This window comes from Rhodobacter capsulatus, assembly GCF_005144475.1.
Taxonomy (GTDB): Bacteria; Pseudomonadota; Alphaproteobacteria; order Rhodobacterales; family Rhodobacteraceae; genus Rhodobacter; species Rhodobacter capsulatus_C.
Genome location: NZ_SWJZ01000156.1, coordinates 1 through 24892 on the forward strand (window position 1 = coordinate 1; position 24892 = coordinate 24892).

Below are 24892 nucleotides of genomic sequence, written 5' to 3' on the forward strand. Positions count from 1 at the left end.
ACGAGCGCCCCAACATGGGCATCGGTGGCATTACACCCGCCCAGAAACTGAAGATGGCTGCCTGAAGTATACGTCTGTCCCCCGTTAAAATGGGGAGGATTACCCACTGATCTTGCACGCGGATCTTGTCTGTTTGTTGACCTATTGTTGACCTGCCTGATTGCGCAGCAAAAAGCCCCGCGGTTCGGAGGGGCGTAAGGCATTGATCTATCTAGATGATTTTGGTTGCGGGGGCAGGATCACAACACTGTTTTACACTCTCAAGGGCACTCAACATCCGGAAGGTGGAAAAAGCAGCATAACCGTTCCCGCAAGTATTCTATACCTAGACTCGCAGCCGACAAAGGCAACTCCATGGCAGCTGAAACCCTGCCCGAGATCGAGGCGGTGATGGTGCGCAGGTTCAAAGAACAGATCGCCGCGCAGGCGGGGGACATCAGACTTTGATCTTCTCGATCAGCGTGACCCCCGGCAGCCCCTTGAAATGCGCGTCGCAGGTCAGAAGGCTCGCCCCCGCCACACGCGCGGTCGCGAAGACGATCGCATCCGCCGTGGCGAGCTTGTGGGCGCGACACGCCTCGGCTGCGGCAAGGGCCGTTTCGGTGTCGAGCGGCGCAAGCTGGCAGACCTGCGTGAAGGCGATCACCTGATCGGCCTTGTCCTCGCCCACCTCGCGTGTGAGCCATTTCGCAAGCTCAAGCTGCACGATCGTCGGCACCAACCAGTCCTGCTGCTCGGGCAGATGCTCTGCCACCTTGTCACCGGTGGCAGAGCCGATCAGCCATTCGATCCAAGCGGAAGTGTCGACGAGCACCATCAGAAGCGGTCTGCCCGGTCACGGTAATCGGTGGCGGACGCCCCGCGCGCGAGGCCTTTCAATGCGTCGCGCTTTGGGACCGGTACCAGCAGCACCCCCTTGCCCTTGGGGATAAAGGCGAAGGTGAGCCCGGCATCCCAGTTCTGCGCCGCCCGGATCGCCTTCGGGATCGAGATCTGGAACTTCGAGGACAGGGTTGCGGTCTCGGACATGGTCATACCTCAGACTGATCGATAGCCAAAACGTAAGACAATCCCGCCCGAATTTCAAGGAGCCTCACAATGGCTGAAAAACGCGTGTCTGTCCGCCTCGTGGCGGAGGGCGGGCGCCAGGTGCGCGCCGAGCTGGAAGGGATCGGCGAGGCCGGGGCCCATGGCGTCGGGCGGGACCGAGTAGCAAAAATTCCGAGGTTCATCCCCGCGTGGGCGGGGAACAGGCATCTGTCTCCCCTCTCATGGGCTTCAACGTCGGTTCATCCCCGCGTGGGCGGGGAACAGCGGGCCAGCTCGACATTCCCGCGCCGCACGGCCGGTTCATCCCCGCGTGGGCGGGGAACAGCCGCCCTGCAGCGCCCATGTGATGGCGGTGTGCGGTTCATCCCCGCGTGGGCGGGGAACAGATGTGGTGCTGATCGAGATCACCCATCCGGATCGGTTCATCCCCGCGTGGGCGGGGAACAGGAACAGCGCCTCAGCCATGCTATCGCGGTCGTCGGTTCATCCCCGCGTGGGCGGGGAACAGGCACCCCAGGGCTGCGACGGCAGCAGGGTCAGCGGTTCATCCCCGCGTGGGCGGGGAACAGGCTCCTCGGTCACGACAAAGCGCAGCACTGCGCGGTTCATCCCCGCGTGGGCGGGGAACAGGACCCGTTTGGCGCCGCACAGGGCTACATCGGCGGTTCATCCCCGCGTGGGCGGGGAACAGCAGCTCGTCGCAGATCAGCGACCAGACAAACCCGGTTCATCCCCGCGTGGGCGGGGAACAGTTCTGGGCTTCGGCCTGCTGGTCGAGGTGTCGCGGTTCATCCCCGCGTGGGCGGGGAACAGGCCCTGATCGCGGAGGCGCGCCGGGGATGAAGCGGTTCATCCCCGCGTGGGCGGGGAACAGACCGGCTGCACCGACCGCGGAATGGTCGTCGCCGGTTCATCCCCGCGTGGGCGGGGAACAGCAGGCGCCCCATCGTGCCGCAGATGTTGCGCACGGTTCATCCCCGCGTGGGCGGGGAACAGACGGGCAGCACATTCCGCCCGGTCTGCGCCAGCGGTTCATCCCCGCGTGGGCGGGGAACAGCGGGTTGGCGTGGTGCTCCGTGGTTCCGTATTCGGTTCATCCCCGCGTGGGCGGGGAACAGCCATCGCCGATCTTGATCAGGAGCAGACGCCCCGGTTCATCCCCGCGTGGGCGGGGAACAGGTATTGGAAATTGTCAGCCATGGTGGATCCTCACGGTTCATCCCCGCGTGGGCGGGGAACAGTGCGCTACCAGTCGGACACCACAACGCCCACCCGGTTCATCCCCGCGTGGGCGGGGAACAGTCGCGTCCTGTCGGCCGGAGTGGGCACAGTGACGGTTCATCCCCGCGTGGGCGGGGAACAGGCGCGGCAGTTCGATCTGCTGCACGACGCGACCGGTTCATCCCCGCGTGGGCGGGGAACAGGGCGACAGTGGCGCAATAGGCGCGCTGATCGCTGGTTCATCCCCGCGTGGGCGGGGAACAGCTCGGGCGGATCTGCCTATGATATCGCCACGCCGGTTCATCCCCGCGTGGGCGGGGAACAGCGTGGCGTCAAACTCGTATTCCTCGACCTCGACGGTTCATCCCCGCGTGGGCGGGGAACAGGTCTGGGACCCGGACGCCTGCCCGGAGGAAATCGGTTCATCCCCGCGTGGGCGGGGAACAGGTGTCCATGCCGGTTCAGGGCGAGGGCGACGCCGGTTCATCCCCGCGTGGGCGGGGAACAGAGGATCTTCAGGGCCTGCAGGCAGGGTTTAAGCGGTTCATCCCCGCGTGGGCGGGGAACAGCGAGTAATTTTACATTCTCCGGTGTGAAATGTCGGTTCATCCCCGCGTGGGCGGGGAACAGGCGTTGAACGCCGCCGCCGAAGTGCCGATGGCCGGTTCATCCCCGCGTGGGCGGGGAACAGGCCGGCCTGGCCGCGACGGCCGAGGGCGGGACCGGTTCATCCCCGCGTGGGCGGGGAACAGGCTATTTCAAGGATGAAGTCAACGAGGCGCGGCGGTTCATCCCCGCGTGGGCGGGGAACAGGTCTTGTCCTCGTCATCGATCACGATGAAGACCGGTTCATCCCCGCGTGGGCGGGGAACAGGTTCACCGATCCGAACATGTCGCTGTCCGCGTCGGTTCATCCCCGCGTGGGCGGGGAACAGTAGGCTTCCTGACATTTCGGATGCGCGATCAGCGGTTCATCCCCGCGTGGGCGGGGAACAGTTCTTGGCCGCGGCCACGATGGGGCTTTCCTTCGGTTCATCCCCGCGTGGGCGGGGAACAGTTACAGGGTTAGTGTGCAAAATTTGCACACGGCGGTTCATCCCCGCGTGGGCGGGGAACAGCACCTCCCCAACCAGCTGCGGGGCGGTGTCGCCGGTTCATCCCCGCGTGGGCGGGGAACAGGCGGTTGGGTCAGGGCAGCCATTGCCGTTGTCCGGTTCATCCCCGCGTGGGCGGGGAACAGTCCGGAAGCGCCTCATAGGGGTTGCCATCGACCGGTTCATCCCCGCGTGGGCGGGGAACAGCAGGAACGCACGCGCCATCGCAAGCGGGGCCCCGGTTCATCCCCGCGTGGGCGGGGAACAGTGCCGCAAGTAAAAATGCCGAAGAAGCTAGATCGGTTCATCCCCGCGTGGGCGGGGAACAGTTGTTCGGGCTGGCGCTCGGTTTCCGGCTCATCGGTTCATCCCCGCGTGGGCGGGGAACAGGACGCGCCGCCCGATCAGGTCGAACTCGATCCCGGTTCATCCCCGCGTGGGCGGGGAACAGGCCGCCGACGTAGTTGGTCACGGCGTCTCCCACGGTTCATCCCCGCGTGGGCGGGGAACAGTACCAGAGGCCTCGTCGAGGTCGTTGCGGCGGCGGTTCATCCCCGCGTGGGCGGGGAACAGGAACGCGCTGAAAGCGGCGCGCAGCTCGGAAACGGTTCATCCCCGCGTGGGCGGGGAACAGCGCCACGGTGTTCGGAAACTCCCGCGTGTCGACGGTTCATCCCCGCGTGGGCGGGGAACAGGCCGGAATCGGCCGGGTCCGCGACCGTGACCTCGGTTCATCCCCGCGTGGGCGGGGAACAGTCTTCCTGCAGACCATTGATCCACCAAGATTTTCACAATGTCAAAGAGCGCACCGAATTCTTGCGAGATTTTCGCCTTGGATCGGCCTCACCTGTCCGGCTTGAAGCTCACCAGTTTCAAACCGTCGAAATCCACCGGCATCCTGCGGTTCCGGCCGGCGGTGCGGAAGTCGTAGCCCTGATCGGTGGGTGCCTTCCAAACCATCACCGCGTCGCCCGCCTCGAGCCCCGCCAGCACCTGTTCCCAGATCATCTCGCGGGTTTTGGCGGAATAGTCGCCGACATAGACGCCCGCGCGGACCTCGACCAGCCAGGCGGCCAGCCGTCCGCGCAGCCGGGGAGGCGCGTTCGAGATCACCACGACGATCATCCGCGATGCCCCGCGTCGCCCGACTGGCCCTCATCAAAGGCCACGGGCATCGCTTCGGGGGGCGGCTCCGGGCGGGGCATCTCGCCCGCGCTCAGAACCTCTTCGATGGCAGGGATGATCCGACCCAGAAGCCCGCTGCGGCGGAAGGCATCGCGGCAGGCCAGCCGCACGGCACGGTCAGGCGACATCTCAAGCTTGCCCTTGGCCGCCTGCCCGGCAATGCGGAAGGCCTCGGGGACCACGGTTTCCAGCTTGAACAGATCCGCGATGTCATAGACGAAGGAAAGCGGCTTGCCCGAATGCAGAAAGCCGATCGCCGGGGCGTAGCCTGCGGCCAGAACAGCCGCCTCGGAGAGCCCGTGCAGACAGGCGGTGGCGGCGGAGAGGCAACGGTTCGCCGTGTCGCCCGCCTCCCAGTCGGCGGGGTCGTATTTGCGACGTTTCCAGTCGACACCATGCTGTTGCGCCAGCATCGCATAGGTTTCGCGCACACGAACCCCCTCGATGCCGCGCAGCTGATCGATCGAGCGGCGGGTGGGGGCATCCTCGCCAAAGCGCATCGCGAACATCTTGCGCACGACGCGCAACCGAGCCGCATCATCAAGCGCGATGCGCGCCTGCCAGAGCAGCCGATCCGCCCGCGCCCCGCCGGGCTGGCCAGCGGAATAAAGCCGCACGCCGCCCTCGCCCACCCAGGTGATCAAGGTGCCGACCCGGGCGGCCAGTGCGACGGCGGCATGGCTGATCCGCGCCCCCGGTTCCAGCATGATACCGGCAAGGCCGCCCACCGGGATCTGGGTGCGGGTGCCATCGGCGTTGACGGCGACAAAGGCACCGTCGAGCACGTCAAGCTTCGCATGTTCGACAAAGACCAGCGAGGCGCGGTCCTTGAGCGGGATCGGTTTGGGCGGCGCAAGGCCCGGCAGCGCAGAGGGGGCAGGACCGCCCTGCCCCTCCGCGTCGTCGCCCGCGCCGCTCATTCCCCCCGCCGGATCAACATCAGCCCGCAGCCAAAGGCCTTGGCGCGGCCGAACCCCTGCGCCAGCTGCGCCAGAAAGGCCGCCGGATCGGAAACCTCGATCTGCCCGCTCAGATCGAGGATGCCGAATTGCGGCTGTCCCTTGCGCGGGCCGCGATGGCCGGGCAACACCTCGGCCGAGTAATCCTCGGCCGTGGCATGGATCAGCCGGAACCCGGCTTTTTCCCCCTGCCGCGCGAGCCAGGCGGCGCCCTCGCGTTGCGCAATCTCCATGCGCTCCGCCGCCCGGGCCTCGCCTGGCAAGCCGTGCAGCGCATCCATCACCACATCGACCCGCGCGCCGCCGCGCTTCATCCGCGTGGCATTGGCACGCAGCTGGATCACCAGCCGATCCCCTGCCACCAGCGTCGGCGCAAACTCTTTCACCTGATGAGGGTCAAACAGATCGGTCTGCAGCGGCGGGCGGGCCGAGAGGGCCAGGAACACGCCCTCGCCCGCCTCGCGCCACAGAAAATCGCGCTTGCGCTCGGGGCCGTCGGAAAAGATCGACCAGAGCAGATTGTGCGCGGCCGAGCGGCGGTGCCCGGCCTCGCTGGGCAGCAGGAGCGGGGCCAGCGCCTGGGCGGCGGGGGACCGCGCCAGCCGGATGCGCGAAAGATAAAGGCTCATGCCAGCCCCCCAAGCGCGATCTCGACCGGACGGCGGGCGATGGTGCGGGGGGCGAAGTGCCACAGCGCCCGGTCGACGGGGCGGTCGTGGACGATCTCGCCCTGATCTGCGTCGACGATCAGCGTGCGGGCGATCACGCCACCGCGCGCCGCCAGCCAGGGCGGCGGGGTCAGCTGCGCCAGCGCGGCCTCGGGCGTTGCGGCGGTGACGATCTTCGCGCCGGGCGGGGCTGAGAGCGGGCAGGATTTGCGCCCGAGGTAAAGCGTGAAACGCGGGGTGGTCAGCGCCGCTTGCAATGCGTCAAGCCCCGCGCCGGTGACGGCCACGCCGTAAAACACCCCCGCGCGATAGTCGCGCAGGGTGATCGTCGTGGTGGTGCGCCCGCGCGCCTCGCGCAGCGCCTCGGGGCGGGAATTCGGGCGTTTCGCCGCCGCCGAGGGCACGGTCTCGATGGTGTGATAGTCGCGCAAGGGGGCGCCCGCGTCGAAGATCGCAACCGAGACGCCCAGCGCATCAAGCGCGGAAAAGTCGCCCTCGCGCCGGATGCCGAGTGCTGCCCCCAGAAACCCGAGGATGGCCGAGCGGGCGGGCCAGATCAGCGAGCCACGCCGCTCGTGCCCGGCCAGCTCGCCCATTGCGGCAAGGCTGGCCGAAAGGCCAAAGATCAGAACGGGTTGCATCACGCCCCCCGGACCGCTTCGGTGGCAAAGCGCACGATCTCGGACAGCGTGCCCGCGCCCGCCAGCGTATCAAGCGTGCAGAATTCCTCGGGCAGGCCGTCGAAATAGCAGCTGTCGATCTTCGCGGCGGTGCCCTCCAACGCCTTGACCGAGGCCGATTGCAGGTCGTTCGACTTGAACTCCTTCAACTGCCGGTCAACCGGGGTGAAGAAGGCCCCCGACAGATCGCGCGGCGTGCGGTGACCGCGTTCGGCGCGAATGTGAAACGCCATCGGGTGATGGGCAAAACTGTTTTGCTTGCCGCGCGGCGTCGTCTGCGCCAGCGCCCGGGTCAGCGCCGCGATCCCCTTTTCGGCCAAGGCGCGGTCGCCCGCAAGGTTCTCGATCAGCAGGTCGCAATCGATGCAGACGTAAAGGTAATAGATGCCCGAGCCGAAGGCCGTCTCGCCCAGATGCCCCGCGCCGGTATCCTCGGCCTTGTTGAGATCATCGACGGCGGAATACCAGTCCTCCTCGGCCTGCGCGGCATGGGTGGTGATCGCATGGCCGACCTGCACCGCCGCATCGCGGTTGAAATCGGGATCATCGGCCAGCATCCGCCCGAACATCGCAATGTCGATGGCGCCATCGGCGCGGCGCAGCACGGTTTTCTTCAGCTCCTTGTCGGCGGGCAGCGGCTCTCCCGCGACGATCCTTTCGGCCAGATCCTCGGCCAACCGCCGCTCCTCGGGCGAGATGAAGGCCAGCGTCGTGCCCTTCTTGCCGCCCTCTTTCTTGTCCTCGAGCTTGCCAAAGATCACCGCCACCTTGTCGGCGGCGTCATTCGCGGCCTTGTCCGAGGCGCCCTTGCCGATCAGATGCCTGACCAGCCCCTCGTGCAGAAGCTTGGTCCGCTTGCCCATGTGATCGGCCAGATCCTGCGCGAAAAAGCTGCTCTCGCGCAGCGCCCGTTTCAAGGATTGCGACGAAAGCCGCAGCCGGGGCACGCCCCCCACCATCGCCTGTTTCGGGCGGCCCTGATCGTCGCGGTTCGGGTTCGAGGGGCCGTAGCTGGTCAGCAGGTGAAATTGCACGAAGGTGGTCATTGGACTTTCTCCTCAAGACTTTGAACAGGCGCCTCGGCGCCGAAATAATCGAAGCACCAGCGCGGCCGGGCGGCCTCCCAGTGCAGGATGTCGGTGGCCAGCGCTGCGACGTTGCAACGACGGTCCGCCATCGACAAGGCCCGGCGCAAAAGGTCGGTCAGCTCCACCCCCTCGGCCCGGATCAGGCGCTGGAACCGCAGCGGGGAAAGCACCGGCTCTGCCCCGCCCAGCCGCCGCGCCAACCGCTCGGGAACATGCTCGCGGACCTCGGCGAGCAGGACCGCCAGTTGCACCAGACGATCCGCCTGCGCCGGGCCAAGGCTCAGCCCCCGCGCCAGATCCTGCACCGCCGGTTCACACAGAACCGCGAGCGGTGCCGCGCGGCGCAACCGCGCCGACAGTGCCTTGGCCGAGGGCATCTCGCGCGGCGCGATGTTGCGCGTCCACCAGCCCAGCGCCACCGCGCCCGGCCCTTTCGGTTCGTCACTCATGCCGCTTTTCCTTTCTTCTTCTCGGGCAGGGGGAGGTTCAATGCATCGAAGATCGCCTTGCCCTGCTTGCCGTAACCGGCAAAGGCGAGACCCAGAAACTTCCACTGCTCGAAGATCTCCTGCATCCGGTCGGTCTCGCGCGTCTCGATTCCCGCGAAGGCGAGCTTTTCAAACTGCCCCATCGCCTGAGTGCGCAGATCAGCCAGCCAGTTCGCCGCCGGATCGCCACCGGCCCGGATCATGTCGAGATGCGTCAGAAACCGGGCCTCGGTCTGGGCAAAGAAGGTCTCGCGTTCCGCCTCGCGCGCCTCGCCCGCCGCCAGCACGGGCTCCAACGCCCCGCGCAAGGCCAGTGCCGCCGCCTCGGCCGCCTCGATCAGCGCGGCTAGGCGCATCCAGCCTTCGTCGACAAGATCAAGCACCGGCTGCACCGACAGGATGAAATCGCGCGGCTTCATGTTGTCCATCGCCCAGCCCGCGACAATCACCGACCCGCCCCCCTGCCGCCCGTTCCAGTCGCGCAAGCAAAGCGCCAGTTCCGACAGATCGTCCTTTTTCTGTTCGGCAATGATGCCAAGCCAGTTGCGATAGCCGAACCGCCCCGCGCGGGGGTGCTTGGGCAGCCATTCCGTGCCCGGTTTCATCCGGTAATAGGGGCTGAGCGGGTGCTTCCAAAGCGCGTAATTCGTCCCATGCTTGCGTTGGATTACCCCGCTCACCCGGTCGCCTTCGGCCACCAGCCGCAAGCGGCGCGGCTGGCCAAAGAACGCCTCGGGGGCAAACAACGCGCCCTCGGGCGGCAGGCTCTGCTGGCCAGTGTCAGAAACGCGGGTGGGCCGCATCCAGGGCAGATCCTCGGCCCGGCCGGGCTGACCGCAAGGCACATTGGCCCAGATCAGATCCCACAGGCTGCCCTGCCCCTCGCGCGGATCGAGAAGCGTCACCAAGGGCCCGCCGCCGCGCATCGAGGTGCGGATGCCCGCGCCCCCCGCCGGGGCGAAATCCTGCAACGTGTAAAGCGCCATCGCCGCCATGGGCAGATCAAGGCTGTCGTAACGGTCGCGGTGCATCATCACGTCGGAATTCTTGCCCACGGCACTTTCGCCCGCGCTGTCGATGAACAGCGTGTCGACCGGACGCGCGGCGCCCTCGAGCGGGGCGAAATCCTGCAAGAAGCACGGCCCCTCGCCCAGCAGGTTGAACGCCGGGGCAAAGGCGGCCAGCCTCTCGCGCAGCCGCGCGGGATCAGCGGACCGACGGCGCTTCCAGTCAGTCACATCGGCGGGCGGATCGGCCAGAAAGACCAGCCCGATCAGCAGCTCGAGGCAGGCAATATCGAAATCGGGGCGGTGCCAATCGGGCGCGACGATCTCGGGCAAGGCCATCTGCCAGGGCGTAATGGTGCGCCGCGACCCATCGCGACACCGCACCGCAATCCATGGGTCTTCAATCAAGTTGAGCGTCATTCACACCTCCGCTCAGAACAACTGCGGGCAGTGAAGCACCCGCAACAACACCCGTAAAGAGGGTTAATTTCATGGGGTGTCAGGAAGTGACGCCCTCAAAGACAAGCCCGCAGTAACGGTCATACCGCAAGCCCGCGCAGATCGTGCCGTCGTCACTCACCGGGCAGAGCCGGACCTCGGCGCGTTTCCACTCGGGCCAGTCGCGGGTGACAGCGACGATCTGCGGCAAGGTCTGATCGGGCAAGGGCAGCGCATCCAGCCGCGCCGCGCGGGCCGAAACCTCGGAGAGCGCCCAGGCCTCGGCTGGGGACAGATCGGCGCCCTCGGCCCAAGGGACCAGCCCCGCAGCCGTCTGCCGCGCCAGAACAAGGGTGCGGGTCGGACCGCCCAACCGGGTCGGATAGCTGGTGTCGGGGCTGCCGCCGCCGCCGTCGCGGTAGCCGCGCGCCAGATCGACAAGGTTGTGAAGCGCCTGCGTCCGGGCCGCGGCAGCCTTGCCCAGAGCCTCGGTTTCGGCGCGGATCAGCGCCTCGGGCACCGCTTCGGCCTCTGGCCCATGCACCGCCTCGATCAGGGCGCGCAGGCCATGCGGCGCCTCGATCCGGCCCGCGGCAAACAGCACCTTTGCCGTGCGCCATTGATCGGCCAGATCATAGACCCAGGCCCCCCGCCCCAACGTGCCCCGCAGCCAGCGGTCATCGGTGACAACGGCAGAGTCGGGGGAAAGAACATGAAGCATCGGCGTGGCCACCGGGCGGTTGGCGGCCGGGCGTTCGCTCATGTGCCGCCAAAGCCTGCCTGCGCGCTGGATCAGCGCGGCGATCGGGGCAAGGTCCGAGATCATCACGTCGAAATCGAGATCGAGCGAGGATTCCAGCACCTGCGTGCCCACCAGCACGAAGCTCGCCCGCCCCTGCCCCGCCTTGCCAACCGTCGCCAGAACCTCGGCCTCGATCCGCTTGCGGTCACAAAGCGCGAAACGGGCGTGCAACAGCCGCGCCGGAATACCCCTTGCTCGCAGATCGGCCCAAGCCGCAATCGCCTCGTCGACCGAGTTGCGCACGAACACGCAGGCCGCACCCTGCCCCGCCAACGCGACCAGCTGCTCCACCGCAGCCTCGACCGTTTCGATCCGGGCAACCGTGACCGGCCCCTTGACCGGGCGCGGATCGGGGGCAAAGTCGCTGCGCGCCGCGCCCCCCGCCACCGTCAACGCCGGATAGGCCGGGCTGTCGTTCCTGCCGCCATAGATGGCCAACAACTTTTCGCGCAGCGAAAGCGGCAAGGTCGCCGTGAGCAGGATGGCAGAACCGCCAGACGCACGATGCATCTGCAACAGCCGCTCCAGTTCCTTGGCGATATAGGCCTCGCCCATCTCGTGGACCTCGTCGACGATCAGGATTTTCGACGAAAGGCCAAAGTGGCGCAAAGCCTGATGCTTGACCGGCAGCACCGCCATCAGCGCCTGATCGATCGTGCCCACGCCGACATCGGCCAAAAGCGCGCGGCGGCGGCTTTCGGCCAGCCAGTCGGTGCAGGAGGGCTCATCCTCGCCACCTGCGCCGCCCGAAACCAGATCGCGGAAATCGGCCGACAGCCCCGCCCGCCCATGCGCCAACGTCAACGTAGGCGTGGCAAAGATCTTGCCGACGATCTGCGCGGAACGGCGAAACATCGCATCCGCCGTCGCCATCGTGGGCAGGGCGACGTAAAGCCCCCGCCCCTTGCCTGCCTGCGCCATCCGCTGCGCGAGGATCAGCGCAGCCTCGGTCTTGCCCGCCCCGGTCTCGTCCTCGATCACCGCCAGCATCGGACCATCGGGCAGGGGCAGATCGGCGCAGGCGGCCTGCATCGGGCGCAGCGCGAAATCGAAAAGCGGGCCGGGTTGCGCCACGGTGCCGCCCAGCCCCGCCTCGGCCACCGCAATCGCCGCAACCCGCCGCGCCTGCGTCAGATACTCGGCCAGACCCGGTCCCGGCGCCTGTGCCGAAAACCAGCGGGTGTTCGAGCCGATCCAGTCCGCCGCGGCGCAAAGCCCGGGCAGCCACCACGACAGCCGCACTGCCTCGGCCAGATCGAGCCCCTCGAGCGACGCGCGGGGCCAAAGGTCGCAAAAGGCAGCGATCACCTCGGCGGCAGGGTCGGCACCCGAGCCGACATGACGCAGCGCCGACAGATAATCCCGTATCCGCGGAGGTTTCGGCAACGTCCCCAAGGCGAGGCTCGGCGGCTTGCCGTGATGCCCGGCAACGGCGGCGTAAAGTTGCAGCCGCAGATCCGGGTCGCCCCCGATCCGGCCTGCAAGACACGCATCGTTTTGGTGCAGAAGAACCTCGGTCAACTCCCAGTGGCGCGGACCCTGAGCCGGCGCCCCTGCCAGCATGGCGCGAAAGCTGTCGCTGATCTTGCCCAGATCGTGCAGCGCGACAAGCAGAACGAGCGCCTCGCAGAGCGGCGGGGCAAAGCCGAAGGGCGCGACCAACCGCTCGGCCACCGCCGCAACATCCAGCATGTGATAGACCGCAGGATGGGCGGGCAGGCCCGTCTCGGCGGGGCTTTTGCCGGGCCAGTCAAGAACACGCATCGCACCTCGCTTGCGAGCAGGCCGAACCCTGTTCGGCCCCGCCCGTCACAGATCACCACCTTCTTCCTTCTCCAGCAAGCCTTGCAGCAAGGCCATGCGGTCGGCGCGGAAATCCCCCGATTGCAGGCTCAGCCCCGCCATCGCGCGCACGAAGAACTGCCGAAAGCCTTCCCGGGTCTCGCACCAGGCAAGCAGCTTCACCCCCTGCGCCGGATGCACCAGCACCAGCGGCAGCACCCGCCGCGCAGTCGTGGTGCCCGAAAGGTCGGTATACTCGAAGCTGACAGGCTGACAGGCGCCGATCGCCCCGTGCAGCACCGCCAGATCCTGCGCATCGGCGCGGGCCGAAGCCTCGCCCGCCCAATAAGCGGCGGGACGCACGTCGAGCAGCTGATAGAGGCGGCCCAGAATCCCCGCCTCGGGGTCGGTCTCGGCCAGCCGCGACAGCGCCGCCCGGGCCGCAGCGGCCGTCACCGGATCGCCGCGATGCCCCGCCAGCGCAAGGCCGCGCAGCGCCGCATCGCGCAGATCAGGATCAAGCGCGGGCGCGGGGATGGGCGCCCCGACGCCAAGCCCGCTCGCGGCGGCCGCGCCCAAAAGGCGGCCCGCAAGTGCGCGGCGGGTCAGCCCCTGCGACGCGGCATGCTTGTCGAGATCCCCCATGACCAAGGCTCCTTTTGACACCGACCCCGAGGGAATCGCCTCGACAGATCGCAGGATCATTCCTAACGTCACAGGGTGTCAATTGCTGTCGGGGTGGTGATGTCCTTTGCCAAGGCCCAGGATCTGATCCGGCTCGCGCAGATGGCGGCGTCGCGGCGCACGGGGGTCAGCCTCGATGAGATCGTTGAGGAATTTGCGATTTCTCACCGCACCGCGCAACGGATGACGCAGGCGCTCGAGACCACCTTCGCCAATGTCGCCGCCGAGGATGGCGCGGATCGCAAGCGGCGCTGGCGGATCGACCCGGGCACGCTCGAGCGGCTGCAATTGCGCCCCGAAACCGCGATCGAGGCGCTGGATTATGCCGCGCGCGAGGCCGGGACAGAGGGGCGGCTGCGCCATGCCCAGGTGCTTTCGGACCTGCGCGAGGGGCTTTTGTCGCGGCTGTCGCGGCGCGATGCCGCCCGCGCCGAAGCCGATGCCGAAGCGGTGCTTTCGGCATTGGCCGAGGTGACCCGCCCCGGCCCGCGCGTCTCGATCCGGCCCGAAATCCTCGACGCGGTGACCGAGGCTTTGCGCGGCCCGTTCCGGCTGCGGGTGCGCTACAAATCCCACCACGCGCCCGAACGGGTGCTGGAACCGCATGGGGTGCTGCTTGGCCATCGCACTTATCTCGTGGCCCGCGACCCGGCCAAGGGCGATCTGATCCGCACCTTCCGGCTGGATCAGATCCTTTCGGCCGAGGTGCTTGACGAAAGTTTCGTAATGGACCTGGCATTCTCGATGGAGCGGTTCGCGACGCGCTCCTTCGGCGTCTGGCAGAACCCGGCGCAGTTCGGCCCGGTGGTCTGGCACTTTGCCCCGCACGCCGCCGAACGCGCGGCGGGGTTCCGCTTCCCCCCTCGCAGCGGCTGGAGCGGCAGGAAGACGGCAGCCTGATCGTGCGCTTCGAGGCGGCGGGATGGCTGGAAATGGCGTGGCACCTCTATCACTGGGGCGATGCGGTCGAGGTGCTGGAACCCGAGGGCCTGCGCGCGCTGGTCGAGGGCCACCGGCGCGGCGATTTCGGCTCGATGCCCTGAAGCTGGGAGAAACGGCGGTTGACCACCGCAATACCATCTGCGGTCCTGTCGCGCGAAGGCCCGAAGGCGCCCCGAACCAAGGGCCCGAGCAAGGGAATTACGCCTCGTTTCCCGCTGTTCGACGTCGGGGGATCATGTCCGACCGGCCTCGGCCTGCCCCTTCCGCCAGACCGAATTCGCATTTGCTGAAACGCAATAGCCCTCGCACGCCCGACGGCGTTCGGGAAAAGGGGATCGGGTTGATCGGCGGGCCTGAGGGGGGCCGCGCGCGGAGTGAGATCTTGGAGTCTTCGGTGGTGCCCTTGCCGTGATGCAGGTCGAATGGGTCGGACCACAGAATGCGCAACCGATCCGGAGCATCCTGAACAGCGTCAGATCCGGCACGGAACCGGAAGCGTCCCTGCCGGCATTGTCCTCTGAAGCGGTTGCGGATGGATCGCATGGCGACAGCTGATCCGGAGCGCCAGCGTGGACAGGAGCCTCCGACGCGCACTCCGGATCGGCCGTGCCCCCCGGCAAGAACGTCACGGCACGAATATCATCGAACAGACGCGCGGCGATGTCCTCGCCATCAGTTTTTTCGGTCGCGGATCGCGCGGGCTGATCACCAACACCGGCAACAGCCCGCCAGCGATCGACGAGGTGAATATCTGTAAACAAGTCGCTCTGTTCGTCGTGCATGACGGGCTCCCGGGCTCTCTGCCAACATCGTCCGGCGACCGACAGAAAAACTCAAACAGACCGACAAAGATTCTTGGCCCTTCAATTAAGAAAATTGGCTTCTGGTGCGCCGCCGCTGTGGAAAACCTCGAAATCCGGCCTGTCCGACGGCCGATCATGATATACTCGCAAGAGATCATCTCTCTGAAAATACATGAAATTCTTGTCCCGGAGAGAGACATGCCCAATTCGACCCAAGCCCAACGCAAACCCGCTGGAAAACCGAAGTTGGGCGATTATTTCACTGTCGACTTGCTGACGATTGAGGCGCTGATCGCGCGAGGAATGACCCCCACCGAACTCCTCGCCTACCTCGTCCTTGGCGCCGGAACAGATGAAGGCAACACCGTCACCCGCTCCGGCAGGCTGGCAATCTCGCGCACCCTTGCCTGCAGCAGATATGAAGCCGGCCAGATCGTCGAGCGCCTGATCGCGCTTGGCGCGGTGGTCTCGTTCGAGGACGACCTTGAGGACCGCCGCGACCCTACGGCTGCGCGGTTCCGGCTGCTGCGCCTAGAGGGCGAAAGCACGCCCGCGGTCACCGCGATCCTCCCGAACCGGCTGCTGCGAGATGGGGCCAGCACGTCGGCGCTGACGGTCGCGGCTCGGGTCGGAGGCGCGGGCGCGCTGAGGGCGCTGATCGAGATTGCCCGCATGCCCGCCGGTACAGTGGAACCCGAGATGATCGGCACCCTGTCAACCCCGACCCTTCGGCGGTTCGGAAGCACTCACATCGCGCGGTTCGATCTTTTTCCGATGGAAGGCCAACCGATCCATCACCCGATCCGGTTTTCACAGTTCGGTTCGGAAATCGCCCTGCTTTCCGGGACTGGCCTGATCGTGCATGATCTCTGGACAACCGTTGCCGATCCCGATGGCGGAACGCCAGCCCTGTTGCACCCGATCGGCAGCCTGTTGCGCGGGATGCCCGCAGGCTCAGGCGTGATGACCCGATACCGGTTGCTGGCTTGGGCTCTTCATCGGCTTTCTGGATTGGAACCGGGGACGATTTCGCAGGCGGAACTGATGGCGGAATGGCGGCAGGAGGAGGCCGTGATCGCGGTGCTGCCGCTCGGATGGCCTACGACCACGGTGGTGGCAGTGCCACGCCTTGCCCTGCGCCCCGACGATGCCGCGACCCGCGCGAGGGCCCACTCCGATGCCCTCGCGACGCAGGCGGCCACACAGGGCGTGGCCGATATCGTGGAACGCCATCTTCCGCGCGCATTGCCCATCGTCCGCGACCTGCTTCGCGCCCTTGACCCCTGAGAAACGGCGATTTCGGTATATCAAGACTGATCAAGCTTTCTTCAAGAAAGGACAAGAAAGGGCAAAGGGGTCAAGCAAGGCCAAGCACCCTCGCGGGGGATCGTTCTTTCTGTCCTGCGGGCGGCGGGACGCACACCGGACGATCCTCCGAGCCGATGGTATCGGCCGCTTGCAAGCCCGCCCGCCGCATGTTTACCTCGTCCCAAGGGATCGCGCGGGGGAGCAGGCGATGGGGGAAGCGGTCTGTCTTTCAGCGACGCAACGGGAGGCGCGGCGCGGGCTCATCGTGGTCGGATTCGATTCCGCCTGGATGGACAACCCCAAAGCCCCCGGTGCGATCTGCGCCATCCGCTTCGACGAGGCCGCCGTGCCGCAATTCGTGCAGCCGTTGCTCGTGGGGTTCGACGGTGCCCTCGCCTTCATCGCAGCCGAAAGGCAAGGGCATCGGCTTTGCCTTGTCGCCCTCGATCAGCCCTCGATCGTGCCGAATGACACCGGCTGCCGCCCGGCCGAGCGGGTCGCCGCCTCGGTGATGTCCTTCATCGGCGGCGGCGTGCAGCCGGCCAATCGCTCGAAAGCGGCGATGTTCGGCGATGCGGCCCCGGTCTGGCGGTTTCTCAAGGCTTTGGGCGCGGTGCAGGACCCGATGGCCCTGCCCGCGGTCGAGGCGGGGCTGTTCCTGATCGAGGTCTTTCCCGCCCTCGCCCTGCCCGGTTTCGAGCCCGCCTTCGCCACCCGTCTTGGCGCGCCGAAATACAATCCGGGCCATCGGCGGCGCTTCCGGATCGCCGATTGGCGGGCGGTTTGCGCCACGCTCACACGGGTGGCGGCGGGCTTGGGCATTGCGCCGATGGTCGCCTGGGCCGAGGCGATGGGCGCCCTCGAGACGCCGAGGAAAGCCGATCAGGACCGCCTCGATGCCGCGATCTGCGCGCTCGTCGGGCTGATCTGGCGCGACGGCGGCTGGCCCGCGGCTATGATCGGCGATCCGCGGCAGGGTTTCATCGTGACGCCGGTGTCCGAGCCGACGGGGGCAAGGCTGGAGCGGGCCGCGCGGGAGCGGCAGGTGCCGTTCGAACTGCGACCGGCTTCGGAAGGCTGACGCGAACGCCCCCGCTGTGGCTTCCTGCCCTCGGGGCTTTCCTATGTGGCCCTGCGCCGCGAGGAGGCGCCGAAAAAGGCGCGTGCTTTTTGCGACTGGATCGGCCGCGAGGCGGCGGTCTGAGGGCGAAACTCGTGCCAAGCTTGACCGCCGCAAGACCCGGCCCATGTCTCAACCGATCCCCTTTGGCAATACGAGGCCCGGCATGGCACCTTCTCTGACGGTCTGGTTCGACAGCGGCTGTCCGCTCTGCCAACGCGAAATCGCGCTGATGCGGCGGCTCGACCGGCGCGGGGCGATCCGCTTCGTCGATCTGCGCAGCATTGACGTCCCCTGCCCGATCGACCGCGCCGAGTTGCTCGCCCGCTTTCACGCCGAGGAAAACGGCCGCCTGCTTTCGGGCGCGGCGGCCTTTGGCGCGATGTGGCGGGCGGTTCCGATCCTGCGCCCGCTTGGGCTTCTGGCCGGATGGCCGCCCCTCGCCCCGGCGTTCGAGGCCGCCTATCGCCGCTTCCTGCGCCTGCGCCCCCGGCTGCAGAAGCTGTTCCGGTGACGCCCGGCTTTCGGCGCGCGTAGGGATGTCCTATGGCTTGGGAAAACAGGTCAGGACAGATCATGCGCCCCGCCCTCCTCGCCCTGCTGATCGCCGCCGGCTGCGCCTCTGGCAACGGCGCCGTGGTCAAGGGGGCCGGGCCTGACGATCTTCTGAAACTGCGCGACGGCCCGGGCCTCGATCACAAGATCATCATAGGCCTGCCCGATGGCACCCGCCTCACCCGCGGCGCCTGTGTGACACGGGCGGGCAAAGTCTGGTGCCGGGTCTCCCTCACCGACAGGCCAAACGTCTCGGGCTATGTCGCGGCCGAGTATCTGGCGCATCGCTGACAGGGGGGCGAGCCCCGAACCGCAGATAGCCCGTCTTGGCGCAGTCATCCGAAGCTGCTGCTGATGCATGTCACAGCGAGAGGCCTGTGCAGGTCATTCCGACACCTTGTGCGGGCGCTGCGCGAAACTTCGCCCCGTCGCAGAGGACGGGGAGCCGACTGTGAGGTCGCGGCATTGCACACGCAGAAACCGGCGATAGCCGCCGTTCGCTGGCTTCATGGGGAACGCCGCACTGCGCAGTTTGCGGACACTGACGCTGGGAATGCGCGCCTTACGTTATCGACATTCCCGGCCTGGAAACGCTGGTCGGGACTACGCCATCGCCGCAGCGCGGCTTCCCCGAAGCGGCCGCCGATCACGTCGCACATAAAATACGAGCCAGATGTCAGCTGGGCGGCGAGATCTTCTCTCAGCCTTGAGAACTGACATCACCTCTGCAGAGGTCGCGAACCAAGGTCCTCGAAGAACCGCAGGAGGTAACCGTCCGGGTCAGCCACAACGAACTGTCGGTTCCCGACCTCTTCACAATCGACGCGATACCACCTGTCCTCGACAGGCAGGAAAAGAGGGTGCTTGATGCTGGCGAGAGCCTCGACGAGCGGCGCGATCGAGGGCACACGGATCTGAACATTCAACCCCTTTCCAAAGGGATAGTCGGCAGGCAGATGACCCGCATCGAAGGTGCGGCCTCGTCCGATCTGGTCGATCATCACCTCCGCCTCCCCAAGGCGAAGATAACAAAACCCTTCCTCCGCGCGCTCATAGACGCAGTCGAAACCGAGCACGTCACAGTAAAACCACTTCGACTTATGCCAGTCGGAGACGGCGAACTCGGGGACCAGCGCGTTGTTCAATCTTTATCCCTGCGGATTTGATGACCTGTCTTTATCAAAGCGAACTGCGGGCGACAGCGCGTTCGCGCCACGTTACAGCGCGAGATAGGATGATGCCAATGTCGCGGCATGCGTGTTTGGTCAATGATGTCCTGTCAGCCTAAATTTTTCCTTTTTACACTCCATATTTTTCCTTTCGTCAGGCAGCATCTGGCCTTTCAGGGAAAACGGGCGGAAATGCTCCGATTGGGCGGGTGAAACGGCTCGATACGAGGTGACGGTGTGTCTCCAGCCACCTTCCAGGCTCTCTCGACGTAATCCTCCAATGCGGCCACCCAAGCGCGACACAGCGAGTGAGAGAGCAGCGTTCACCACCGATCATGTGGAGCGCAGCTAGACTCTTGGCACCGACGTGACGGGCGGTTTGGCGACGGTGAGGTTGCAGCATCGCACCCGCGGCAATCAGTGATAGCCGCCGCTCATGCGCGCCATGGCGAACTGCGCACTGCGGAGATAGCGGGCTCAGAGGTTGTGGCATCCGTTGGCGAGACCTCAAGACCTTTGGACTGTTCCCGCCATTCGCATCCACCTGGGCCATTCCTCGAAGAAGACCTCGAGGGCGCCGCCCGTACCCGCACGTACTTCCGCAGCGGTCGGCCTCGCGCCAGACCGACCCGGTCGATAACCAGTTTGGGGGAATGACCGTGGACGACCGGGAGGGGGACGAAGAAACGCCGATGGCAGCGGCAGGCGGGCAGACTCGGCAGGTGGCGCAGGGGGGGCCAAGATTACCCGCATCCGGGTGCTCAAGGCGGATGTCGCGGCACAGATGGCGGCGCTTCCCCGTGCGGCCGATGCCGATGCACGGCTGGTGGCGCGGATGATCGCGCTGCTGGAAGAGGCGATGGAGATCGCCCGCAGCCGCAGCGGCGCCGAGGGGCAGGCGATGATCGACACGCTTGCGGTCGATATCTTTCGTGTGATTTCGAACAACCCGACGCCGGGGGCGGCCGAGGTGGAGGCCCGGGGCCGTCGCGCGGCGCGGCGTGGCCCCAAGGACTGAGCGCTTTTGCTTGTTGCGCCGCACTGCCATCCGGGGAATGCTTCGGGGCAGGTAGGGCAAGTGCGGCGCAGATGGAGCAGGAAACCGGGCAGCAGGGACATGCACCAACCTCGGCGCAAGGCGGCGAGTTTGTGTCCATCGCGGTCGATGTCGCCCAAACGCAGGCGGCGGTGCAGCGGCTTTTGGCGGCGGGGCTGTTCAGTGCGGGCAGCCGGGCGCATGTCTTGCTGGATTACCTGATCGTCGAGGCGCATCGGCACGGGCCGGTCCCGGTCAAGGCCTATGCGATCGCGCTGGATGTGCTGGGGCGGAGCGCAGAATTCGACCCCGGCACTGACAGCATCGTGCGGGTCGAACTGGGCCGGCTGCGCAAACTGCTGGATCTTTATTATGCCGGTCAGGGGGCGCAGGACCCGATCCGCCTGTCGATCCCGAGGGGGCAAAGCCGGGTCGAGATTCTGGCCGCGCCGCTCCTGCGGCCGCTCCCGCGCCATCCCGGCCCGATCCGCGCCAACGGCGTTGGGCGGGGAGGATGCTTGCGGTCGCTCTGGCTTTGGCGGTGGTTCTGGCGACGGCGGGGCTGGCGCTCTCGGGGCTGGGCCCGCTGGTGCATCCGCCCCGCGTGGTGATTGCCGAGACACAACTCGAAAGCGACGATCCGGCGCTGGCGACGCTGGCCGAGGGGATGGCGCTGCATCTGGCGGCGGACCTGTCGCATTTCCCCACCTTTCAGGTGGTGCTGGCGCCGCAAACGCTGCCCGCGCTGCTCAATCGCGCCAGTTACCGGATCGAAAGCCGGATCGGTGGCCAGATGTCCCGGGCCCGGCTGATGCTGGTGCTGATCCGCAAGGCCGATGGCGCGGTGGTTCTGTCGCAAGAGCGGCAGGTGGATCTGACGCGGGACAATGGCGGCACGGCGGTCGCGGCGATGCTCGGCCCTTTGACGGCGCAGATCGTCGGTCCGCGCGGGGCGCTCGAGGCGGATGGCCGGGCGCGGCTGACCGAAATCGAGGCGATGTGGCTGGGCCGCCCGCCCGAGGAATTCCTGTGCCTGTTGCGCTTTCAGGGCTAAGATCAAGGCAAGGACGAAAGCCAGCGGGGCCGGGTCCGCGACTGCCTCGTGCGGCTGACCGAGGCGCGCACACCGGTGGGGGCGATCTGGGCGGCGCGAGCCTCGATGGCGCTTCTGGACTGGAGCGAAGCCCCCGCGGCGCGGCCCGAAGGGCTGGCGGTGGCGCAGGCCTTTGCCCATCGGGCGGCGCAGCTTGATCCGGGCGGGGCAGACGGTCCGGCGGCGCTGGGGGCGGCGCTGACCGTCGCAGGCGCGTTTGCGGCCGCCGAGACGGCGCTGCAGGCGGCCCGGGCGCTGTCGCCCTCCGATCCCGAGGCGGAGATCCGGTTGGGATGGCTGGATTGCCTGCGCGGCGACTGGGCCGGGGGACAGGCGCGGATCACGGCGGCGCTGGCCGATCAGGCGGCGGTGCCGGGCTGGTATTGCCTGCCACTGGCGCTGGCGGCGCTGCGGGCGGAGGATGCGGCGGCGCTGGCGCGGGAGGGGCAGGCGATCAGCGCCTCGGGGGATCGCGGTCTGGTGCTGGAGCGCATCGCGGCAGGGATGCGGGGCGATGCGGCGGCGGTTGCGGCCCTTTCGGCGCGGATCGTGGCGGCGGGCAGCACCCCCGCGCAGCTGGCACTGGCGATTGCCCGGCTGTTTCCCGATCCTGACCTGTCGGATCGGCTGATACAGCTTACCCCGCGCTGAGTTGGGGCATGAAGGCACGTGGTCCCGGTTCGGGCCGGGAGGAGCTCGACGGGGCGTGAAGTGCTTGCCGAAGGGATCGAGACCGAGGCGCAAAACGATTGGCTCCATCGCCACGGTCACGCGCCGGGTAAGGGCCATCGCTTCGGCAAGCTGCGCGAGGGCTGCGCGCTCGACAGCCGCGATGCGAGCGAACACGTCCTGCGCGCCGCCGATGGCTCGCCAACTGCCAGCCTTCGCTTTCCGGATAGCCGCCGCGTCGAAATCGCCCCAGCATGGCCGGGCCGCGGGAATGCGGTGAAGCGCAAGGAGGGCGCATGAGCCCGGACCAGATCGTTGCCCTTGTCCTTGCCCTGACCGGCCCGCCCGCCACCGATCCGTTGTTTGACGTGATCGCGGCCGGGGGGGCCGATCCGCGCTATCCCGTTCACGCAGCCGCCTGTCCGCGCCCGCTTGCGCCCTTCGAGATCGAGGGCAAGACGGTCGCTTGCGGCAGCGTCGATGTGCCCGAAGATCACGATCACCCCGAAGGCCGGCGGCTGGCCTTGAGTTTCATGATCTTCAAGTCGCGCTCGCTGGCGCCTGCCCCGGATGCGGTGGTGCATCTGCATGGCGGCCCCGGTTCGGGGATCGTCGAACGGGTGGCGCTGACCGCGACGATGTTCGAGCAGATCCGGGCGCGGCGCGATGTGGTGGCCTTTGACCAGCGCGGTGTCGATACCTCGGCGGGGGCGCAATCGCGGTGCTGGGACACCCTGGCCTCTGACCCCAAGGGTTTGGCCGAGGCCGCGAAAGGGTCCGCCGTTCCGGGGTTGCAGGATCGGCTGACCCGCGCCTGCCTTGCGGAAATCGCCGCCTCGGGCGCGGATATCGCGCAGATCAACACCGCGCAGAACGCTCGCGACGTGGCGGCGGTGATGCACACGCTGGGCTATCCGGTCTACAACGCCTACGGGATTTCCTATGGCACGAAACTGGCGCAGGAGGTGATGCGTTCGGCGCCCGAGGGGCTGCGGGCGGTGGTGCTTGACAGTGTCGCCCCGGTGCAGGAACCGATCTACGACACCCTCGCGCTGCCCCATGCCGAAGCGATCCAGAATATCTTTGACGCCTGCACCGCCGATCCCCGCTGTGCTGCCGCCTATCCCGATCTGCGCGCCCGGTTCTGGGCGCTGATGACGCGGCTTGAAACTGATCCCGTCGCCTCGCCCGCAGGGCCGGTGACGCAGGATGTGCTGTTCACGCTTGTCGATGGCCGCAACGATTACAAGGCGCAGTTGCAGGGGCTGACCGGCTATCTGCCGCAAATCGTGGCCGAGTTGGAGCGGGGCGAGACGAAGACGCTGATGGCCGTGCAAGAGGGGCGGATCGCGCTGCATCCGACGCCCGAGAGCGCCTTGGCCGGGCTGACGGGGCGAGAGGACGAGGCCATGGTGCAGGCCCGCGCCGCGCTGCGCATCGCGCAGATGCAGGCGCTGTCCGATGCCAATCTGACCGAGGCGCTGACCGCGCTCGAGGCCGCCCGACGCGCCGAAGACCTGCACACCGGCCCAGTCGAGGCCTTCGAGGCGGCACTGACCGAGGCGGCGCAGGCGCTGCCAGATGCGCAAGCCAAGGTCGCCTTCGGCGCCGCGTATCTGCGCCTGCGCAAGGGCGATGCCACGCTTCCCCCGATCCTTGCACTCATCAGCACGCATTTCCCCGCGCCCGAGGCGGCGCGGCTGCGCGCCTTGGCCGAGGAGCTTTCGCCCGCGCAGCTGGCGCAGGTCTTTGCCCGGATCGGCGCTGACAACCGCGCACTGGATCGGGTGTTGCTGAGCGGCTTTCAGACCCAGATGTTCGCCTGTCAGGAGGATAGGGACATCAATTCCCCCGCCGGGGCGGCGGTGGTCAGCGCGCGGCTGCAGCGCGACTTCGGCTGGCCCGCAAGCCTGACCGCGGCCTTCGAGGGGATCGTGACCGAGGGCTTTTACAAACCCTGCGCCGCCTTCACCCCCCATCCGCGCAAGGGGTTTCACGACCCCGTCACCGCCGCGATTCCAACGCTGGTGCTGCAGGGTTTGATGGATACCCAGACCGCGCCAAGCTGGGGGGCAGAGATGGTCGCCTCGCTGCCGAAGGGGCGGCTTGTCGTGCTGCCCGAGAGCGGCCACGGGACGCTGGCCTTTTCGCAATGCGCCCGCGATCTGGGTGTGGCATTCTTTGAGGCCCTCGAAGCCCCGCTTGATACCCGCTGCGCCGCAACGCTGGCGCCCGCCTTCCTTTTGCCCGATGGGAGTTTCTCGAAATGATCCTTTCCCCGATCTCTGCGCTTCTGATCTATCTGTGCTGGCAGGCGATCACGATTGGCCTGATGTGGGTGGGCAAATCGGGGGCCGAGATCGACCTGTTCGATCTGGTGGGGCACGGCATCAGCCCCGCGCTTGGGGCCGCGAGCCTTTTCCTTGTTGCGGTGCTGTGGCGGTTTGGCTGGACGCGAGCGGTGGGGCTGCGCAATTGGCCCGCAAGCAACAGCCTCAAGATCGTCTGGCCGTGGCTCGTTTGCCTCGCCTTTCTCGGGCTGTCCGCCGTCGTCAACGGGTTGCCGCCCGGGCCCATCATGGCGTTTCTGGCGCTCAACACCGCCTTGGTGGGCTTTTCCGAGGAGGTGATGTTTCGCGGCATCGTCGCGCAGGGGTTTTACGCACGGCTTGGCCTTTGGCCCGCCGTGATCGGCTCGACCGCGCTTTTCGGCGCGATGCATCTTTTCAACGTGGTTCTGACCGGCGATATGATGGCGGCGGAGGCGCAGGCCGCGGCCGCGTTCCTCTCGGGGCTGTTCCTGATGGCGGTGCGGCTGCGCACCGGCTCGCTCTGGACCGGGATCGTGCTGCACGGGCTTTGGGATTTCGCCACCTTTCTCGTCGGATACGGGGCCACGCCGCTGCCCGGGGCCGCCGCCCCCTCGATCTGGATGGCGGCGGGACTGGCGGCTCCCTTCGCACTGATCGCCCTCTTCCTGCTGCGCCCGAAGGGCCGGGCGGGAATGCGGGGGTTCGACTGATGCGGTAACGCCTTTGCCCCGCCCTTCCA

General features: G+C 67.3%; 26 protein-coding genes and 1 CRISPR repeat array. Of the genes, 14 read left to right on the forward strand and 12 right to left on the reverse strand.

The features are described from left to right. Positions 1-354 precede the first annotated feature (354 nt). A complete protein-coding gene (locus FBT96_RS21730) occupies positions 355-447 on the forward strand; it encodes a DUF7697 family protein (RefSeq protein ID WP_455769551.1) in 93 nt (30 codons plus the stop codon). Here FBT96_RS21730 and FBT96_RS20215 read toward each other — a convergent pair. The 11 genes from FBT96_RS20215 to FBT96_RS20265 all read right to left on the reverse strand — a co-directional run bounded on the left by FBT96_RS20215 (position 437) and on the right by FBT96_RS20265 (position 13107). Next, on the reverse strand, positions 437-817 hold the full coding sequence (locus FBT96_RS20215) for a type II toxin-antitoxin system VapC family toxin (protein ID WP_136909844.1): 381 nt from the start codon (positions 815-817) through the stop codon (positions 437-439). The genes FBT96_RS21730 and FBT96_RS20215 overlap by 11 nt on opposite strands. Further along, positions 817-1029, reverse strand: coding sequence for an AbrB/MazE/SpoVT family DNA-binding domain-containing protein (locus FBT96_RS20220; RefSeq protein WP_136909846.1), 213 nt, complete (start codon positions 1027-1029; stop codon positions 817-819). Before FBT96_RS20220 ends, FBT96_RS20215 begins: the two co-directional genes overlap by 1 nt. Before the next feature lie 195 nt (positions 1030-1224). After that, positions 1225-4121: direct repeats of the CRISPR family, unit length 29 nt; unit sequence CGGTTCATCCCCGCGTGGGCGGGGAACAG. An 87-nt stretch (positions 4122-4208) separates the two neighbouring features. Further along, entirely contained in the window at positions 4209-4490 is a 282-nt protein-coding gene (gene cas2e / locus FBT96_RS20225; protein ID WP_136909848.1) for a type I-E CRISPR-associated endoribonuclease Cas2e, read from the reverse strand. Then, a complete protein-coding gene (gene cas1e / locus FBT96_RS20230; protein WP_136909850.1) occupies positions 4487-5470 on the reverse strand; it encodes a type I-E CRISPR-associated endonuclease Cas1e in 984 nt (327 codons plus the stop codon). Before cas1e ends, cas2e begins: the two co-directional genes overlap by 4 nt. Next, complete coding sequence (cas6e, locus tag FBT96_RS20235; RefSeq protein ID WP_136909853.1) at positions 5467-6138, reverse strand: type I-E CRISPR-associated protein Cas6/Cse3/CasE; 672 nt, start codon at positions 6136-6138, stop codon at positions 5467-5469. Before cas6e ends, cas1e begins: the two co-directional genes overlap by 4 nt. Further along, entirely contained in the window at positions 6135-6818 is a 684-nt protein-coding gene (gene cas5e, locus FBT96_RS20240; RefSeq protein WP_136909855.1) for a type I-E CRISPR-associated protein Cas5/CasD, read from the reverse strand. The genes cas6e and cas5e overlap by 4 nt, the downstream gene beginning before the upstream one ends. After that, a complete protein-coding gene (gene cas7e / locus FBT96_RS20245; RefSeq protein ID WP_136909858.1) occupies positions 6818-7903 on the reverse strand; it encodes a type I-E CRISPR-associated protein Cas7/Cse4/CasC in 1086 nt (361 codons plus the stop codon). The genes cas5e and cas7e overlap by 1 nt, the downstream gene beginning before the upstream one ends. Continuing rightward, entirely contained in the window at positions 7900-8394 is a 495-nt protein-coding gene (casB, locus tag FBT96_RS20250; RefSeq protein WP_136909860.1) for a type I-E CRISPR-associated protein Cse2/CasB, read from the reverse strand. Before casB ends, cas7e begins: the two co-directional genes overlap by 4 nt. Beyond that, positions 8391-9860, reverse strand: a complete 1470-nt coding sequence (gene casA / locus FBT96_RS20255) for a type I-E CRISPR-associated protein Cse1/CasA (protein WP_136909863.1) — start codon at positions 9858-9860, stop codon at positions 8391-8393. The genes casB and casA overlap by 4 nt, the downstream gene beginning before the upstream one ends. A gap of 79 nt (positions 9861-9939) precedes the next feature. Then, positions 9940-12444 (reverse strand): CRISPR-associated helicase Cas3', encoded by a 2505-nt coding sequence (cas3, locus tag FBT96_RS20260; protein ID WP_136909865.1) that lies wholly within the window; start codon positions 12442-12444, stop codon positions 9940-9942. Between the two features lie 45 nt (positions 12445-12489). Next, the gene (locus FBT96_RS20265; RefSeq protein WP_169583670.1) at positions 12490-13107 is read right to left on the reverse strand and encodes a WYL domain-containing protein; all 618 of its coding nucleotides are present in this window, start codon (positions 13105-13107) and stop codon (positions 12490-12492) included. Positions 13108-13182: 75 nt separating this feature from the next. On the opposite strand from FBT96_RS20265, the gene FBT96_RS20270 reads away from it, so the two are divergent. The 6 genes from FBT96_RS20270 (at position 13183) to FBT96_RS20295 (ending at position 18165) form a co-directional block, all read left to right on the forward strand. Further along, positions 13183-14046: a helix-turn-helix transcriptional regulator gene (locus FBT96_RS20270; protein ID WP_283234955.1), complete on the forward strand. Its 864-nt coding sequence runs from the start codon at positions 13183-13185 to the stop codon at positions 14044-14046. A gap of 2 nt (positions 14047-14048) precedes the next feature. Further along, positions 14049-14189 carry a WCX domain-containing protein gene (locus FBT96_RS21505; RefSeq protein ID WP_283234956.1) on the forward strand — a complete coding sequence of 47 codons (141 nt, stop codon included), beginning with the start codon at positions 14049-14051 and terminating at the stop codon, positions 14187-14189. 468 nt (positions 14190-14657) lie between these two features. Then, the gene (locus FBT96_RS20275) at positions 14658-16178 is read left to right on the forward strand and encodes a hypothetical protein (protein ID WP_136909870.1); all 1521 of its coding nucleotides are present in this window, start codon (positions 14658-14660) and stop codon (positions 16176-16178) included. A gap of 286 nt (positions 16179-16464) precedes the next feature. Continuing rightward, a complete protein-coding gene (locus FBT96_RS20280) occupies positions 16465-17280 on the forward strand; it encodes a DUF429 domain-containing protein (RefSeq protein ID WP_249306590.1) in 816 nt (271 codons plus the stop codon). A 205-nt stretch (positions 17281-17485) separates the two neighbouring features. Beyond that, the gene (locus FBT96_RS20290; protein WP_136909874.1) at positions 17486-17833 is read left to right on the forward strand and encodes a thiol-disulfide oxidoreductase DCC family protein; all 348 of its coding nucleotides are present in this window, start codon (positions 17486-17488) and stop codon (positions 17831-17833) included. 62 nt (positions 17834-17895) lie between these two features. Continuing rightward, positions 17896-18165: an SH3 domain-containing protein gene (locus tag FBT96_RS20295; protein ID WP_136909876.1), complete on the forward strand. Its 270-nt coding sequence runs from the start codon at positions 17896-17898 to the stop codon at positions 18163-18165. 428 nt (positions 18166-18593) lie between these two features. On the opposite strand, the gene FBT96_RS20300 is transcribed toward FBT96_RS20295, so the two are convergent. Continuing rightward, complete coding sequence (locus FBT96_RS20300; protein ID WP_136909878.1) at positions 18594-19019, reverse strand: bleomycin resistance protein; 426 nt, start codon at positions 19017-19019, stop codon at positions 18594-18596. A 781-nt stretch (positions 19020-19800) separates the two neighbouring features. Between FBT96_RS20300 and FBT96_RS20305 the strand changes: the two genes are divergently transcribed. The 7 genes from FBT96_RS20305 (at position 19801) to FBT96_RS20335 (ending at position 24863) form a co-directional block, all read left to right on the forward strand. Beyond that, positions 19801-20061, forward strand: a complete 261-nt coding sequence (locus FBT96_RS20305; protein ID WP_169583672.1) for a hypothetical protein — start codon at positions 19801-19803, stop codon at positions 20059-20061. Between the two features lie 71 nt (positions 20062-20132). Beyond that, positions 20133-20690 carry a hypothetical protein gene (locus tag FBT96_RS20310; protein WP_136909882.1) on the forward strand — a complete coding sequence of 186 codons (558 nt, stop codon included), beginning with the start codon at positions 20133-20135 and terminating at the stop codon, positions 20688-20690. Continuing rightward, positions 20594-21133 carry a hypothetical protein gene (locus FBT96_RS20315; RefSeq protein WP_136909884.1) on the forward strand — a complete coding sequence of 180 codons (540 nt, stop codon included), beginning with the start codon at positions 20594-20596 and terminating at the stop codon, positions 21131-21133. Before FBT96_RS20310 ends, FBT96_RS20315 begins: the two co-directional genes overlap by 97 nt. 48 nt (positions 21134-21181) lie before the next feature. Then, positions 21182-21823 carry a hypothetical protein gene (locus tag FBT96_RS20935; protein WP_169583673.1) on the forward strand — a complete coding sequence of 214 codons (642 nt, stop codon included), beginning with the start codon at positions 21182-21184 and terminating at the stop codon, positions 21821-21823. A 60-nt stretch (positions 21824-21883) separates the two neighbouring features. Next, positions 21884-22141 (forward strand): hypothetical protein, encoded by a 258-nt coding sequence (locus tag FBT96_RS20325; RefSeq protein ID WP_136909886.1) that lies wholly within the window; start codon positions 21884-21886, stop codon positions 22139-22141. Further along, a complete protein-coding gene (locus tag FBT96_RS20330) occupies positions 22138-24111 on the forward strand; it encodes an alpha/beta fold hydrolase (RefSeq protein WP_169583675.1) in 1974 nt (657 codons plus the stop codon). Before FBT96_RS20325 ends, FBT96_RS20330 begins: the two co-directional genes overlap by 4 nt. Beyond that, positions 24108-24863: a CPBP family intramembrane glutamic endopeptidase gene (locus FBT96_RS20335; RefSeq protein ID WP_136909890.1), complete on the forward strand. Its 756-nt coding sequence runs from the start codon at positions 24108-24110 to the stop codon at positions 24861-24863. The genes FBT96_RS20330 and FBT96_RS20335 overlap by 4 nt, the downstream gene beginning before the upstream one ends. Positions 24864-24892: the final 29 nt, after the last annotated feature.

What these genes read in the sequence shown, in the direction of transcription:
- casA (WP_136909863.1), bottom strand. Translation starts at nt 9,860, where the DNA reads ATGACGCTCAACTTGATTGAAGACCCATGGATTGCGGTGCGGTGTCGC.
- cas5e (WP_136909855.1), bottom strand. Translation starts at nt 6,818, where the DNA reads ATGCAACCCGTTCTGATCTTTGGCCTTTCGGCCAGCCTTGCCGCAATG.
- FBT96_RS20315 (WP_136909884.1), top strand. Translation starts at nt 20,594, where the DNA reads ATGCTTGCGGTCGCTCTGGCTTTGGCGGTGGTTCTGGCGACGGCGGGG.
- cas3 (WP_136909865.1), bottom strand. Translation starts at nt 12,444, where the DNA reads ATGCGTGTTCTTGACTGGCCCGGCAAAAGCCCCGCCGAGACGGGCCTG.
- FBT96_RS20295 (WP_136909876.1), top strand. Translation starts at nt 17,896, where the DNA reads ATGCGCCCCGCCCTCCTCGCCCTGCTGATCGCCGCCGGCTGCGCCTCT.
- FBT96_RS21730 (WP_455769551.1), top strand. Translation starts at nt 355, where the DNA reads ATGGCAGCTGAAACCCTGCCCGAGATCGAGGCGGTGATGGTGCGCAGG.
- casB (WP_136909860.1), bottom strand. Translation starts at nt 8,394, where the DNA reads ATGAGTGACGAACCGAAAGGGCCGGGCGCGGTGGCGCTGGGCTGGTGG.
- FBT96_RS20330 (WP_169583675.1), top strand. Translation starts at nt 22,138, where the DNA reads ATGAGCCCGGACCAGATCGTTGCCCTTGTCCTTGCCCTGACCGGCCCG.
- FBT96_RS20290 (WP_136909874.1), top strand. Translation starts at nt 17,486, where the DNA reads ATGGCACCTTCTCTGACGGTCTGGTTCGACAGCGGCTGTCCGCTCTGC.
- cas2e (WP_136909848.1), bottom strand. Translation starts at nt 4,490, where the DNA reads ATGATCGTCGTGGTGATCTCGAACGCGCCTCCCCGGCTGCGCGGACGG.
- cas6e (WP_136909853.1), bottom strand. Translation starts at nt 6,138, where the DNA reads ATGAGCCTTTATCTTTCGCGCATCCGGCTGGCGCGGTCCCCCGCCGCC.
- FBT96_RS20265 (WP_169583670.1), bottom strand. Translation starts at nt 13,107, where the DNA reads ATGGGGGATCTCGACAAGCATGCCGCGTCGCAGGGGCTGACCCGCCGC.
- cas1e (WP_136909850.1), bottom strand. Translation starts at nt 5,470, where the DNA reads ATGAGCGGCGCGGGCGACGACGCGGAGGGGCAGGGCGGTCCTGCCCCC.
- FBT96_RS20220 (WP_136909846.1), bottom strand. Translation starts at nt 1,029, where the DNA reads ATGTCCGAGACCGCAACCCTGTCCTCGAAGTTCCAGATCTCGATCCCG.
- FBT96_RS20335 (WP_136909890.1), top strand. Translation starts at nt 24,108, where the DNA reads ATGATCCTTTCCCCGATCTCTGCGCTTCTGATCTATCTGTGCTGGCAG.
- FBT96_RS20215 (WP_136909844.1), bottom strand. Translation starts at nt 817, where the DNA reads ATGGTGCTCGTCGACACTTCCGCTTGGATCGAATGGCTGATCGGCTCT.
- cas7e (WP_136909858.1), bottom strand. Translation starts at nt 7,903, where the DNA reads ATGACCACCTTCGTGCAATTTCACCTGCTGACCAGCTACGGCCCCTCG.
- FBT96_RS20310 (WP_136909882.1), top strand. Translation starts at nt 20,133, where the DNA reads ATGGAGCAGGAAACCGGGCAGCAGGGACATGCACCAACCTCGGCGCAA.